Source organism: Sphaerotilus montanus (assembly GCF_013410775.1).
GTDB lineage: Bacteria > Pseudomonadota > Gammaproteobacteria > Burkholderiales > Burkholderiaceae_C > Sphaerotilus > Sphaerotilus montanus.
The window spans coordinates 4,187,492-4,201,583 of record NZ_JACCFH010000001.1; the positions used below are offsets into that span (position 1 = coordinate 4,187,492).

At 71.1% G+C, this 14,092-nt stretch carries 8 protein-coding genes; 5 read left to right on the forward strand and 3 right to left on the reverse strand.

What is annotated here, in order from left to right; translation table 11 throughout:
* The first annotated feature begins 2 nt into the window (after window positions 1–2).
* The 3 genes from BDD16_RS19060 to BDD16_RS19070 all read left to right on the forward strand — a co-directional run bounded on the left by BDD16_RS19060 (window position 3) and on the right by BDD16_RS19070 (window position 9,130).
* A complete protein-coding gene (locus BDD16_RS19060) occupies window positions 3–8,336 on the forward strand; it encodes a GH36-type glycosyl hydrolase domain-containing protein (protein WP_179635393.1) in 8,334 nt (2,777 codons plus the stop codon).
* A gap of 170 nt (window positions 8,337–8,506) precedes the next feature.
* Window positions 8,507–8,839 carry a BON domain-containing protein gene (locus BDD16_RS19065; RefSeq protein ID WP_179635394.1) on the forward strand — a complete coding sequence of 111 codons (333 nt, stop codon included), beginning with the start codon at window positions 8,507–8,509 and terminating at the stop codon, window positions 8,837–8,839.
* A 60-nt stretch (window positions 8,840–8,899) separates the two neighbouring features.
* Window positions 8,900–9,130, forward strand: coding sequence for a CsbD family protein (locus BDD16_RS19070; RefSeq protein ID WP_179635395.1), 231 nt, complete (start codon window positions 8,900–8,902; stop codon window positions 9,128–9,130).
* Here BDD16_RS19070 and BDD16_RS19075 read toward each other — a convergent pair.
* Together BDD16_RS19075 and BDD16_RS19080 are read right to left on the reverse strand one after the other, a co-directional pair.
* Complete coding sequence (locus BDD16_RS19075) at window positions 9,108–10,358, reverse strand: exonuclease/endonuclease/phosphatase family protein (protein ID WP_179635396.1); 1,251 nt, start codon at window positions 10,356–10,358, stop codon at window positions 9,108–9,110. The genes BDD16_RS19070 and BDD16_RS19075 overlap by 23 nt on opposite strands.
* A complete protein-coding gene (locus tag BDD16_RS19080; RefSeq protein WP_179635397.1) occupies window positions 10,325–11,281 on the reverse strand; it encodes a 5'-nucleotidase in 957 nt (318 codons plus the stop codon). The genes BDD16_RS19075 and BDD16_RS19080 overlap by 34 nt, the downstream gene beginning before the upstream one ends.
* Window positions 11,282–11,361: 80 nt before the next feature.
* On the opposite strand from BDD16_RS19080, the gene BDD16_RS19085 reads away from it, so the two are divergent.
* Together BDD16_RS19085 and BDD16_RS19090 are read left to right on the forward strand one after the other, a co-directional pair.
* A complete protein-coding gene (locus BDD16_RS19085; RefSeq protein ID WP_179635398.1) occupies window positions 11,362–11,616 on the forward strand; it encodes a helix-turn-helix domain-containing protein in 255 nt (84 codons plus the stop codon).
* Window positions 11,613–12,953, forward strand: a complete 1,341-nt coding sequence (locus BDD16_RS19090) for a type II toxin-antitoxin system HipA family toxin (protein ID WP_179635399.1) — start codon at window positions 11,613–11,615, stop codon at window positions 12,951–12,953. Before BDD16_RS19085 ends, BDD16_RS19090 begins: the two co-directional genes overlap by 4 nt.
* Window positions 12,954–13,066: 113 nt before the next feature.
* Here the strand turns inward: BDD16_RS19090 and BDD16_RS19095 are convergent, their stop codons facing one another.
* Window positions 13,067–14,062, reverse strand: a complete 996-nt coding sequence (locus tag BDD16_RS19095) for a galactose-1-epimerase (RefSeq protein WP_179635400.1) — start codon at window positions 14,060–14,062, stop codon at window positions 13,067–13,069.
* Between the last annotated feature and the right edge of the window lie 30 nt (window positions 14,063–14,092).

The window sequence follows — 14,092 nt, forward strand, 5'->3', positions numbered from 1 at the left end:
GCATGGCGCCACAGGAACTGCTGCGTCTGGTCCCGGGCGCCTCGCCGGCCCTGCAGGACATCCTCGGGGCGTCCTCGGACGCCGTCCTCCCGCCCATCCGCGCCGAGATCTTCGGCCCGCAGCGCTTTGCGCAGCACGGCCGCAGCCTGGGCGAGACCCACCGCGCCGAGCGGGCCACCTCGCACGCGCAGACCTTCTTCCCGCGCCTGCGCAGCAACATCGACGCGCTGCGCCACGCCCACCGCTACATCGGCGTGCAGGCGGCCACCGGCTACGACATCAGCCCCGCCGCCGAGTGGCTGCTGGACAACTTCCACCTGATCGAGGCGCAGCTCAAGGAGATCCACGACGGCCTGCCGCGGCGCTATTTCCGTGCGCTGCCGGTGCTGGTGGACGAGCCGCTGGCCGGGCTGCCGCGCATCTACAGCGTCGCCTGGGCCTTTGTCGCGCACACGGACGGCGCCTTCGACGACGACCTGCTGGTGCAGTTCCTCTGTGCCTACCAGGAGGCGCGCACGCTCAACCTGAGCGAGCTGTGGGCGCTGCCGACGACGCTGCGCGTGGTGCTGATCGAGAACCTGCGCCGGCTGGCCGAGCGGGTGGCGACCAACAAGGCCGCCCGCGAAGTGGCCAACCTGTGCTGCGACCGCATCGACACCTGCCCGCTGGAGAACCTGGATCGGCTGCTGGAGGTGCTGGCACGGCGGGGTGTCGGGCCGGTGTTCCTGGCCCAGATGGCGCTGCGGCTGCAGGACCGCTGGGCGGGCGAGACCTCCGACGCGCAGGCGCGCGTGCTGGCCTGGCTGCAAGGGGCGCTGCCCGATCTGGCCGCCCTGCAGACCCAGCAGCGTGCCGACCAGGCGGCGGACAACCTGAGCGTCAGCAACGCCGTCACCGCGCTGCGCGCCATCGGGGACGCCGACTGGTCCGACATCGTCGGCCGCACCAGTGCGCTGATGCAGCGCCTGCTGGCCTCGCCCGTGTTCGCGGCCGAACAGGCCATCACGCGCGACCAGACGCTGCACGGCATCGAGCTGCTCGCCCGGCGCAGCGGCCGCAGCGAGGTGGTGGTCGCCGATGCGCTGCTCGACCAGATGCGCACCGCGGCCAGCCCCGACCAGCCTGCCGCCGCCGCCGGCCACTGGCTGTTCGACGCGGGCCGGCCCGCGCTGCTGGCCGCGCTCGGTCTGCACGAACAACGCGCGCAGCGCTGGCGGGCCGCCGCCCGCCGGCTGGCCCTGCCGCTCTACCTCGGGGTGCTGCTGGCCGGCACCGTCGGGGCGATCGCCTGGCTGATGCGCCGACACGGCGTCGAGCTGCTCAGCGACTGGCGCCTGCTCGGCGGCGTGCTGGGCGTCGTGCTGATGCTGTTCCCGGTGTCCGAGGCGGTGGTGGCCGTGCTGCACCGGCTCATCAGCGAGTCCACCCGGCCGCAGCACCTGCCCCGGCTGGCGCTGGCGGAGGGCATTCCAGCCGAACACCGCGCCATGGTGGTGGTCCCGGGCATGCTGACCGACGCGGCCTCCACCCGCGCGCTGGTGCACCGGCTGCTGCTGCACCACCTGGCCAACCCCGAGCGCCACACCCAGTTCGCGCTGCTGACCGACTGGGCCGACGCCGACACGGCGCAGTGCGCGACCGACGCGGCGCTGCTGGACGATGCCGTCCGGCAAGTCCGCGCGCTCAACGCCCGCCATCCCGCCAGCGGCGCGGACCCCACCGCCGCGCCGCGCTTCCTCGTGCTGCACCGCGCGCGCCTGTTCAGCCCGACCGAGCAGCGCTGGATCGGCTGGGAACGCAAGCGCGGCAAGCTGGAGCAACTGGTCGAGGCGCTCGTCCTGCCTGCGTCTGTGTCCGCGTCTGCGCCCGGCCCGGCTGCTCCCTTTCTGGACCTGGGGGCCGAGTCGTCCATCGCGCCAGGGACCCGCTACCTGGTCACGCTCGACAGCGACACCCGCCTGCCCCCGGGCCGGCTGCGCGAGCTGGTCGGCGTCGCTGCGCACCCGCACAACCAGCCGCGCTTCGACGCCACGGGCCGCGCCGTGGTCGCCGGCTACGGCATCCTGCAGCCGCGCATCGTCACGCCGCTGCCGGCGCCGACCGACGTCACCGTCTACCACTGGCTGTTCGCCGGCCAGTGCGGCATCGATCCGTACAGCGCCGCCAGCTCCGAGGTCTACCAGGACCTGTTCGGCGAAGGCACCTTCACTGGCAAGGGCCTGCTGAACGTGCAGGCCATGCACGCCGTGCTGGCCGGCCGCCTGCCCGAGGGCAGCGTGCTCAGCCACGATCTGCTCGAAGGCTCGATGGTCCGCTGTGCCACCGTCACCGACATCGCGCTGGTCGAGGACGCCCCGTTCCACGCCGATGTGGCCGCCTCGCGCGTGCACCGCTGGACCCGCGGCGACTGGCAGCTGCTGCCCTTCCTGCTGCAGCCGCGCCGCTACGGGCTGCGTGCGGTGAACGCCTGGAAGCTGTTCGACAACCTGCGCCGCTCGCTGGTGGCGCCGATGTCGCTCGGGCTGCTGCTGCTCTCGCTGGCCGGGGTGGGCGTGTCGCCGTGGGTGGCGCTGGGTCTGGTGCTGGCCGCGTTCGCCGCTGGTCCGGCCATGGGCGCGGTCGCCGGCTTCCTGCCGGGCCGCGCAGACCTGGCCCGGGGCTACTTCTTCAGCGCTGCGGCGCGCGACGTGGTGCGCGCACTGGGCAGCGGGCTGTACCTGCTGGCGCAACTGCTGCAGCAGGCCCTGATGGCGGTGGACGCGATCGTCCGCGCGCTGTACCGCCTGCTGGTCAGCCGGCGCCACCTGCTGCAGTGGACCACCGCGGCCGCGGCGCAGGCCGCCGCCTCGGTCGATCTGCGGGTGGTGGCGCGTGGCCATGCTTCGGAGCCGGTCGTGGCGCTGGTGCTGTTCGGCCTCCTGCTGGCCGCGGGCACGCCGTACCCGGTCTTCTCCGCGGCGCTGTGCCTGCTGTGGGCGGCGTCACCCTTGACCACCTGGTGGGTGAGCCGGCCCCGTCCGGCCCGCGCGGACGCCGAACTGCCCCCCGCCGAGCGAATGCGCCTGGAGGCCATCGCCCGCGACACCTGGCGCCTGTTCGAGCGCGTGATCGGTCCGGACGACCGCTTCCTGCCGCCCGACAACCTGCAGACCCTGCCGCACGACATGGTCGCGCACCGCACCTCGCCGACCAACATCGGCCTCTACCTGCTCAGCGCCGCCTGTGCCCGCGCCTTCGGCTGGATCGGCACCCCCGAGCTGGTCACCCGGCTGGAAGCCACGCTGGCCACGCTCGCCACGCTGGAGCGCCACCGCGGCCACTTCCTCAACTGGTACGACACGCAGACCGGCGCGCCGCTGCTGCCGATGTACGTCTCCACCGTGGACAGCGGCAACCTGAGCGGCCACCTGCTCGCGGTCGCGCAGGCCTGTCTGGCGCTGGCCGAGGCGCCGGACCCGACCGAAACGCCCGACACGCTGCAGCGCCTGCGCGCGCTGGCCGCTGCCTGCGAGCAGCTCGCCTGGGAGGCCGATTTCGGCTTCCTCTACCACCGCAAGCGCCACCTGCTGCACATCGGCTACCGCGTCACCGAGCAGCAGCTCGACGCCGGTTTCTACGACCTGCTGGCCTCCGAGTCCCGCCTGACCAGCCTGCTGGCCATTGCCAAGGGCGACGTGCCGGTGGGCCACTGGGCGGCGCTCGGCCGGCCGTTCTACGCGGTGGGCGACCACGCGGGGCTGCGCTCGTGGTCCGGCTCGATGTTCGAGTACCTGATGCCCAGCCTCGTGCTGGACGAGCCGCACGGCAGCGTGCTGCGCGAGGCCTGCCACGCCGCCTTGCGCGAGCAGATCGCCTTCGCGGCCGGGCAGGGCGTGCCCTGGGGCATTTCGGAGTCGGCCTACGCCGGGCGTGACCACACGCTGGCCTACCAGTACGCGCCGCAGGGCGTGCCTCGGCTGGCCCTGCGCCGCACGCCGCCAGGCGAGCTGGTGATCGCCCCCTACGCGACGGCACTGGCCGCGCTGATCGCCCCGCAGCGGGCGGCGGCGAACTTCACGGCGCTGGAGAAGCTGGGGGCCCGGGGACCGTACGGCTTCCTGGAAGCCCTCGATTTTTCGCCCTCCCGGCAAGGGGACGGCGCGACCTTCACGCCGGTCAGCACCTTCATGGCCCACCACCAGGGCATGACCATCGTCGCGCTGGCCAATGTGCTGCTGGGTGGCGTGGCGCAGCGCTGGGGCATGGCGAATGCGCACATCGAGGCGGTCGATTCGCTGCTGCACGAACGGGCGCCGCGCGAGGTGCCCGTGCTGGTGACGCTGCCCGCCGGGCCGCCGCTGCAGGCGCTGCAGCGCCGCGCGCCGGGCCTGCTGCGCGAGGTGGTGCCGGGCGTGGCCGCGGTCGAGCCGACCCATGTGCTCTCGAACGGCCGCTACAACGTCTCGCTGCGCGCCAACGGCGCCGGCTGGAGCCGCTGGGGCGCGACAGGCATCACCCGCTGGCGCGACGACGCGCTGCGCGACGCCCACGGCAGTTTCTTCTACCTGCGCTGGGACCGCCAGCCGACGCCGGTGTCGCTCACCCAGCACCCCGCCCCCGACCCCGCCGCCCACTACCACAGCATCTTCCACGCCGACCGGGTCTGCCTGGACGCGCGCTGGACCGAGCTGCAGGCGCACATCACGGTCTGGGTCAGCCCGGAGGACGACATCGAGTTCCGCCAGGTCGCGCTGCACAACCTGAGCGACCGCACGATCGAGGTCGAGCTGCTCTCGGCCTTCGACATCACCCTGTCGGATGCCCGCGCCGACGAGGCGCATCCCGCCTTCACCAATCTGTTCGTGCGCGCCGAATGGCAGGCGTCGCAACAGGCGCTGGTTTTCGCCCGCCAGCCGCGGCTGCCGACCGAACATGGCCTGCAGGTGGCGCATTTCCTGGCCGACACCGATCCGCAGACCACCGAGGTGCGCCTGCAGACCGACCGCCAGCGCTGGCTGGGCCGCAACCGGGCGGTGGGCGATCCGCTGGCGGAGTTCGATGCCGCGCCGGTCGGCACGGGTGACGAGCGTGTGCGGCTGGACACCGGGCTGGACCCCGTCTGCGCGATGGCGGTGCGGCTGCGGCTGGCACCCCATTCGGTGTCGCAGCTGACCTTTGCCACCGCTGCTTCCGACAACGGCGGCACGCTGCACGCCGTGATCGACAAGTACCGCCAGCCCAGCCACGTCAAGCGCGCCTCGCTGATGTCGGCCACGCTGACCGGCATCCGGCTGCGGGCGCTGCGCATCAGCCCGGAACACTTCGCCGCGGTGCAGCTGCTGTCCACGGCGCTGCTGTTCAGCGTGACCCGGCCGCCGACGCGGACCGTCGCGCTGGAAGACCTTGGTGTCTGCGACCGGCGCCTGCTCTGGCGCTTCGGGCTGTCGGGCGAGCGGCCGCTGGTGCTGGTCCAGATCGCCACCGTGCAGGACCTGGGGCTGGTGCGCTCGCTGGCGCAGGCGCTGCGGCTGTGGTCCTGGGGCGAGGTGGCCTGCGACCTGGTGGTGGTCAATGCGGAGCCGGCGTCCTACCTGATGCCGGTGCAGCGCGAGATCCACGTGCTGCGCGACCGCCACACCGCCGACAGCGCCGCCGAGCGCCGTGTGGCCGGTGCGCCCGCCACGACGCTGCATGTGCTGAGCGCGGAGGAGCTGAGCCCGGACGAGTTGTCCACGCTGAAGACGCTGGCGCGGGTGCGCTTCCACGGCGACGGCCGGCCTCTGCTGCACCACGTCCAGGCCTGGAGCGCGTGGCACGAACAGGCGCTCGCCGCCCGGCAGGAGGTCTCGACCGCCGTGCTCGCGACCAGCGCGGTGCCCGCGCACGTGGCGACCCCGGTGGGCGCCTTCGACGCGGCATCGGGGGACTTCCGCTTCCCCGTCGGCGCCGGACGGCGGCCGGTGCGGCCGTGGCTGAACGTGCTGTCCAACCCCGGCTTCGGCGCGCAGCTGTCCGAGGCGGGCGGCGGCTACACCTGGGCGGTGAACAGCCGCATGAACCAGCTCACCGCCTGGTCGAACGACCCGGTGGCCGACCCGCCGTCCGAATGGTTCCTGCTGCAGGACCTCCGCACGCTGCAGGTCTGGAGCGTCGCGCCTTCGGCCTGGGGGCGGTCGGCCGAGGATGGCGGCGAGGCGGGCGGCGACTACCGGATCGCGCACGGCCAGGGCCTGAGCGTCATCCGCCACCGGCGTGGCGAGCTGGCGGTGACCGCGGCCTGGTGTGTCGATGCTGTCACCGCGGTCAAGCAGGTCCGGTTGCACCTGGTCAACCACGGTGCGCGCACGCTGCACCTGCGCGTCATCGGTCTGGCGGAATGGATGATGGGCGCGAACCGCTCCGACCGCAGCACCGTCCACACCGCGCAGGTCCGCCAGCGCCTGCCCGCCCAGCGGCTCACCGCGCTGCTGGCCACGCAGCGCGAACGCGCCGGCGGCTTCGGCGACGGCACCGCCTTCCTGGCGCTGGCCGGCCCGGACACGGACGGCGAGGGCGAAGACTGGACCTGCGACCGGCGCGAGTGCTTCGACGCGCGCGGCCGCCCTGTGCTGCCGGACCACTTCGGTCGGCAGCAGGGCATCGGTTTCGATCCGTGTGCCGCCCTGTCGAGCCGGCTCACGCTGGCCGGCGGGGAGCAGGGCGAACGGGTCTTCCTGCTCGGCTACGCGGAAAGCCCTGCGGCCGCCCGCCGCATCGCCACCGTCGCGGCGGGCCGGTCGGCGGCGCAGCGCGTGGACGAGGTGCGCAAGCGCTGGGACACGCTGCTCGGCACCACCACCGTGCAGACGCCCGATCCCCTGTTCGACGCCATGGTGAACCGCTGGCTGCTCTACCAGACCGTGTCGTGCCGCCTGTGGGCCAAGGCCGGCTTCTACCAGGCCGGCGGTGCCACGGGCTTTCGCGACCAGTTGCAGGACGCGATGGCGCTGGCCTGGGCCGCGCCGCAGATGCTGCGCGACCAGATCGTGCTGTGCGCCTCGCGGCAGTTCGCCGAGGGCGATGTGCAGCACTGGTGGCACGCGCCGCAGGGGGCCGGCGTGCGCACGCATTTCTCCGACGACCTGCTGTGGCTGCCGCACGCCTGCGCACACTACCTGCGGGCCACGGGCGACACCGCCTTGCTCGACCAGCCGGTGGCCTTCCTGGAAGGGACCGCGATCCCCGAAGGCGCCGAGGATGCGTACTACACCCCCACCACCAGCGACGAGACCGCGTCGGTCTACGAGCACGCCGCCCGCAGCATCGACCACAGCCTGCGCGTCGGCGTGCACGGCCTGCCGCTGATGGGCAGCGGCGACTGGAACGACGGCATGAACCGCGTCGGCATCGAAGGCCGCGGCGAGTCGGTCTGGCTGGGCTGGTTCCTGTGCAAGCTGGTGGCGGACTTCGCGCCACTGGCCCGCGCCCGCGGCGACGAGGAACGCGCCCAGCGCTGGGAACACGCAGCCCAGGGCTGGACGCTGGCGCTGCTCGGTCCGGCCTGGGACGGCCAGTGGTTCAAGCGCGCCTTCTTCGACGACGGCACGGCGCTCGGCGCCCAGGCCAATCCCGAGGCGAAGATCGACCTGATCGCGCAGGCCTGGGCGGTGCTGTCGAAGGTGGCGCCGCCCACCTGGCAGCACCTGGCGCTGGCCGCGGTGGAAACCCACCTCGTCGACCACGACGCCGGGCTGATCCGCCTGCTCGACCCGCCGCTGGCCGAGGCCGAGCCGAGTGCCGGCTACATCCAGGCCTACCCGCCCGGGGTGCGCGAGAACGGCGGGCAGTATTCGCACGCCGGCGTCTGGGCGCTGATGGCCGAGGCGCAGGCCGAACACCCGCACCAGCTGACGCGGGGCGTGGCCAGCGCGGGCGACACCGTCTACCGCTACTTCACCTACCTCAGCCCGGCGCACCGGGCCGCGCACCCGACCCGCGGTGCCGTCTATGGCATCGAGCCCTATGCGATGGCGGGCGATGTCTACAGCCAGCCGCCGTACGTGGGGCGCGGCGGCTGGAGCTGGTACACGGGGGCGGCGGCGTGGCTGCACCGGGCGGCGATCGAGTCGATGTTCGGGCTGCAGCTCGACGCGCAGGGGTTGTGCTTCACGCCCTGCCTGCCCACGCACTGGCCGCAGGCCGGGCTGACCCTGCGCCGCGAGGGCAGGGTCCTGCGCTTCACGCTGGTGCGCTCCACGGCGGCGCAGGTGGCCCTGGCGCCCGGCGAGCGCCTGCTGCGTCCGGGTGAGCGGCTGCTCTGGGCGGGACTGGCCGCGGACAGCCGCTGCGTCGTGCCGCTGCTGGCTGACGGGCCGTGAGCGCGCGGTGCGGGTGGGCGTGTCCGTCAGCCGAGGGCGGTGCTGTCCTACACCCGCAGGCGTCCGCCGCCGATGGCCCGCGGTGGCCGGGGTTTCTACAGTGCAGTTGTCCGTCCGGTGTGCAGACACACCGACCCAGACGATTCGAATACCCCCACAGGAGAACTGCCATGACCCGTCCCCTTGCTCGCCGCTTCACCCTCTCCCTCACGGCCACCGTGGCGGCCCTGACGCTGGTACTCGCCTCCGGCTGTGCCGTCACGCGCGGCCAGGAAAGTGTCGGCGCCTACGTGGACGACACGGCGATCACCACCGCCGTCAAGGCCCGCTACGTCGACAACCGCGAAGTCGATGCCAGCAGCATCAGCGTCGAGACGCTCAACGGCACCGTGATGCTGTCCGGCTTCGCCAAGAACTCGACCGAACGCGCGATGGCCGAGTCGCTGGCGATGAAGGTCGGCGGCGTGAAGTCGGTCAAGAACGAAATCACCGTGCGTCCGTGATCCCCACGGCCACGATCCAACCCCCGAAACGCATCACCCTCAACCACTGAAGGAGTTCACATGAACTGGGACCGCATTCAAGGCAACTGGAAGCAAGTCGCCGGCAAGGCCAAGACCCAATGGGGCAAGCTGACCGACGACGACCTCGACGTCGTGGCCGGCCACCGCGAGCAGCTCGCCGGCAAGATCCAGGAGCGCTACGGCATCGCCCGCGAAGAGGCCGTCAAGCAGATGGACGCCTGGCAGCACACCGCGGACGAGGCCTGGTTCAAAGCGAAAGACGCGCCCTGAGCGGACAGTGGTCCGACACGGCCAGCAGCGGCTCCGGCCGCTTGTCGCTGGCCTCCAGCGTGCGGCCCAGGAAGCCCAGCGCCACCTTCTCGGCCACCGGCACGGCACCGGCCGCCGCACCCGCTGGCAGCCGCACCGCGATGTGGTCCAGCCCGATCGGGTTGCGGCAGCCCAGCGCCTTCGCGTCGGTGAGTTGCGCCATCTCCGGCTTGTCGAGCACGCGGGACTTGGCGTCCTTGCACAGGGCGGCGGACGTGGCATCGAGCGGGCAGGCCGTGTCCAGCGCCGTGAGCAGCGAGGCGGCTGGCACCCCGTCGTTCACTTCGCGCCACAGGTTCGTCGACCGGCCCTGGCTGCGCACGGGCGTGTTCGCCGGCAGGCTGGCCTCGTGGGCGATGTTGCGGTTGAAGTCGCCGAGCATCACCACCGCGTCCACGCCCTGGCTGCGCTCCTGCAGCCAGGTTTCCAGCGGCTGGAGCTGCGCCTGCAGCACGCTGCACGCCTTGTCGTCGCTGGCGAGCTGGCCCCGGGTGCCACCACCGCCTTCCAGCGGCGAGACGCAGGACGATTTCAGATGGACGGTCATGAAGCGCGTCACGTGGCCGCCGATGCGCAGCGTCACTGACAGCCCCGGCCGCGGCTGCTCCTTGACCGGCCGGTCCGGCAGCGCGAGCGGCGCGTAGACCTCGCAGCTCCCCACGGCGCTCGCCACCTTGCGCTTCCACGCGAAGGCCAGCCGCTGCACCTTGTGCGACGTGAACCCGCAGACCTCGTAGTCGCGCCCGCCGTCGGGCAACACCTCGCGCACCGCCTGCACGCTGCTGACCTCCTGGAAGGCGATGACGTCGGCGTTGACCTTGGTGGCCAGCACCTCGGCGATCTGCTGGCGGCGCTTGGCCAGCGCGGCCTCGGTCACCGGCACCGGCTTGAAGCGGCTCTGCCAGACGTCGCAGGGCGGCAGCTGGCCGATGTCCCACTCGATCTTCGCGTCCCGGCCCCAGCGCAGCTGCCAGCCGGTCTTCGGGCCTGCGGCGTCCGGGCGCCAGAGGCCGTCGGCGGATTTCGAGAACTTCTGGCCGCAAGCGGCGATCCAGCGCGTGGCGAGCGGGGCGTCCAGGTGCCAGCCGAGGTTCCAGGTGGCGACGGTGACGTCGGCGGCCGAGGCGGCGCCGGCTGCCAGCCCCAGGGTCAGGCTCAGGGCGAGGGAGTGGAGGTGTTGTCGTTGCATGGCCGCGATTCTGCCGCCAGCACACCGCCTGCATAGGGCACGATCCCCGACGGTACCCGCACCGACGCCGGCTGCACGTGCGCGTCCTGGTCATCGAAGAACATCTGCGCCCCGAACGCGGCCAGCACCTGGTCCTTCGACGCCCCGCCCATGAAGAAGGCCTCGTTCACATCGACCTGCCAGTCGCGCAGCGTGTGGATGACGCGGGCGTGCGCCGGGCTGCTGCGCGCGGTGACGATGGCGATGCGCACCGGGCAGGGCGCGCCGCGGCTGCGGAACTCCTGCTGCAGCGCCGACAGCCGCAGCAGCAGCTTGGCGAACGGCCCCTCCGCCATCGCGCGGCGGCGGTTGGCCTGCTCGTGCGCGGCGAAGGCTTCCAGGCCCTGCGTCTTGTAGATGTGCTCCGACTCGGGCGAGAACAGCACCGCGTCGCCATCGAAGGCGATGCGGATCTGGCCCTCGGGCGCCCGGAACGCGGCCGGCGGGTCGTAGAGCATGGCCGCCGCCACGCCGTGGTCGATCGCCTCCTGCACATCGCCGCGGTTGCGCGACAGGAACAGGTCCACCTCGAAGGCCTTCAGGTACTCCACCAGCGAGCGCGCCCCACCCGTGAACGCCGCGCGCGTGATGTCCAGCCCGTGCGCCTCGATCGCGTTGAAGGCGCGCAGGCCCGTGTCCGGCGAATTGCGCGAGACGACCACCACCTCGATGCGCCGCTCCGGCAGCAGCGGGTTCAGCCCGAGCAGCGCCTGCACCAGCGGGAAGGCGGTGCCGGGGCGCAGCGGCTCGTTCTCGTGGGCGCGCTGGTAGCTGCAGAAGGCGGCCACGCCCTGCTCGTCATAGAGCCGGTTCTCGTGCTCCAGGTCGAACAGGGCGCGGGAGCTGATGCCGATGACGAGCTTGTCGGTGAGGGAGTAGGGCATGGGTGGACTGAGTAGCGCAATAAATTGATTTATACGTCAATTTTCTAGAATGAAATGCATATTCTTGATATAAACATCAAATGCAAACCCTCCAAGAACTCGGTGCAGCCGTGGCCGAGCGACGCAAGGCGCTGAACCTGCGTCAGCAGGTGGTGGCCGAACAGGCTGGCCTCACCCCCGAATCCCTGTCCCGCTTCGAGCGGGGGCGCGGTGCCGAGTTCGGCGCCCGCAAGCTGCTGGCCGTGCTGGCCGTGCTGGGCATGGAGCTCGACATCATCCCCACGGGCCAGGCGGGCACGCTGGACGAACTGCGACGCGAGCGCAACCAGGCATGAAGCTCTCTGTCTACGTCATGGGCCGCGATGTGGCCGTGCTGGAGCACTCGGGCGATTTCAAGAGTGTCCTGAGCTACCACGCCAACACGGCACCGGACAACTTCGTCTCCCTCACGATGCCGGTGCGAACCGAGTCCTACGTGTGGGATGACCAATTGCCGCCGGTCCTGCAAATGAACCTGCCCGAGGGCTACCTGCTGCAGGTGCTGCAAGAGCAGTTCGGGCCGCACATCGGCGCAAGCCCGATTGCCTTGCTGTCGGTCATCGGCCGCAACATGGTAGGCCGCATCCAGGTGGCCGCCACAGGTGCCGAGCTGACCCAGTCTGCCCAGCCTTTCGAGGTGGCGGCGCTGCTGAAGGGCGACAACTCGGAAGAGGCCTTTGCCGAACTGGTTCGCCTGCACGCCACCAGCGGCGTGTCTGGGGTGGTGCCCAAGTTCCTGGATGAGGCCGAAGAGGCGCAGCAATCAGATTCGCCATTGGCGGCACACAAGAAAGCCAGCCTGATCACGCGGCGGCACATCATCAAGGGCTCCAGCAAACAGCTGCCCTTTGTGGCGCTGAACGAGCACCTCTGCATGCAGGTGGCGTCGAGGGTCCTGTCCACTGCCAAGACGGCAGTGTCAGACGATGGCCAGGCACTGGTGGTGCACCGTTTCGATGTGGACGCGCACGGCCAGCCGCACTGGGGCATGGAAGACTTCTGTTCACTGCTGGGTCTGAGGCCTGCCGCCAAGTACGACACCACCTGGGAGCGCATTGCCAAGGCCGTGCGCGACCACGTGCCTGCCGAGCGCAGGCTTGAGACCTTCAGGCAACTGGCCACCACCTTGCTGCTGACCTATGCCCTGCGCAACGCCGATTGCCACGCCAAGAATCTGGCGCTGCTTTACACCAGCCGGGCTGACGTGCACCTCTCTCCGACCTACGACATGCTGACCACCAGCGTGTACGCAGGCTTTCAGCACAACCCGCCTGGCATCGAGTTCATGGGCAAGAAGACCTGGACACCAGGCAAGAATCTGCAGAAGTTCATTGCGGCCAACTTTGGACTGCAGCCCAAGGAGCAGGCGCAGATCGTTGAGGCGATCAGTGATGCGGTGGCTGATGTGGGCGCTCAGGTTCGCGAAGCCATGGTGCTGCACGGCAGTTTCACCGATGTGGGCAAGCGCATGCTGATGGCCTGGGCAGAGGGTGTGCAGGGCTTGCGCGACAAACGCATCTATGCCGTGGGCGATTGGCGCTCAGGCCATGCGTTCGAAGGCTTTTCGCCGCCAGCCAAGCAAAAGATGGAAATAAACAAGATTGGCCGATCTCCCCTGCTGGGCAAGCACTGAATCAAGACCATGAGCCTGGTGGTCGGTCGCCGCGTCATGGGTCAGCGTGGGCTCGAGTTCTGCGGCGCAGGCGAACCGTGTCCGGGCGATCACGTCGCTGAAGTGTCGTGCCTTCAAAGAAGAGTCGTCCATCGCCAGCCCATCTGCTCGCGCACGGTTTCGCCTGCCTCCAGCCAGCAGGATCGTTGCTCCCACTCCGCGTGATTCGGACTGTCCGCCAACCACCCCGGCTCCATCGCCACACCGGCATTGCGCACCTTCGGCTGACCGTCCCGCCCCGGCTCGCCGCCCAGGTGCCCGCCGGTGTAGACCTGCAGCGCCGGCATCGAGGTGATCAACGTCATGGACAGCTTGCCATCCGCAGAGGTCAGCACCGCGGCGACAGGTGCCCCCGCATCAAGCAGCCAGCCGTGGTCGTAGTCACTTCCGATCGCGCGCCCCGCCCGGAAATCGAATGCCGTCCCTGCCACCGTATGCGGCCCGTCGACAGGCAGCAGCTCCGCATCGACCGGCAGGTACTGCCCCGCGGCGAGCTGCAGCGTGTGGCCGAGCACGCTGCCGGGCTGCGCGTCGAGGTTGAAGTAGGCGTGCTGCGTCGGGGCGACCGGGCAGGGCGCGTCCACCGTGGCGCGGATCTCCATGGACATCGCCATCGCGTCGGTCAGCGTGTAGGTGACGTCCAGGTGCAGCGCGCCGGGGAAGCCCTGGTCGCCGGCCGGGCTGTCGAGCGAGAAGGTGACCGCGGTGTCGCTCTGCTGCGTGACCTGCCAGCGGCGGTGGCTGAAGCCGTCCGGGCCGCCGTGGAGCTGGTGCCGTGAGCCGGCCGGGTGCGGCGCGAGCGTGTGGGTGGCGCCGTCGCGCTGCAATTGCGCGTTGGCGATGCGGTTGGCGTAGCGTCCGACGGTGGCGCCGAGGTAGCCGCCACGGCTGCCGTGGTCCTCGGGCGCCGGGTGGCCGATCAGCACCTCGCGCGGCGCTTCGCCGGGCACCGGCACGCGGCACGACAGCCAGGTCGCGCCCCAGTCCATGAAGGTAACTTCGAGGCCGCCGGGGCGGGCGAGTCGGATGAACCGGGGGGAGTCGAAGGCGGGGGGCGGTGTAGGTGTCATGGCGTCTCACTATAGAGGCCCTGAAGCCCG

Excerpts from the sequence above, each read along its gene's own strand:
- BDD16_RS19075 (WP_179635396.1), bottom strand. The coding sequence starts at position 10,358 with ATGCAACGACAACACCTCCACTCCCTCGCCCTGAGCCTGACCCTGGGG.
- BDD16_RS19060 (WP_179635393.1), top strand. The coding sequence starts at position 3 with ATGGCGCCACAGGAACTGCTGCGTCTGGTCCCGGGCGCCTCGCCGGCC.
- BDD16_RS19065 (WP_179635394.1), top strand. The coding sequence starts at position 8,507 with ATGACCCGTCCCCTTGCTCGCCGCTTCACCCTCTCCCTCACGGCCACC.
- BDD16_RS19070 (WP_179635395.1), top strand. The coding sequence starts at position 8,900 with ATGAACTGGGACCGCATTCAAGGCAACTGGAAGCAAGTCGCCGGCAAG.
- BDD16_RS19095 (WP_179635400.1), bottom strand. The coding sequence starts at position 14,062 with ATGACACCTACACCGCCCCCCGCCTTCGACTCCCCCCGGTTCATCCGA.
- BDD16_RS19085 (WP_179635398.1), top strand. The coding sequence starts at position 11,362 with ATGCAAACCCTCCAAGAACTCGGTGCAGCCGTGGCCGAGCGACGCAAG.
- BDD16_RS19080 (WP_179635397.1), bottom strand. The coding sequence starts at position 11,281 with ATGCCCTACTCCCTCACCGACAAGCTCGTCATCGGCATCAGCTCCCGC.
- BDD16_RS19090 (WP_179635399.1), top strand. The coding sequence starts at position 11,613 with ATGAAGCTCTCTGTCTACGTCATGGGCCGCGATGTGGCCGTGCTGGAG.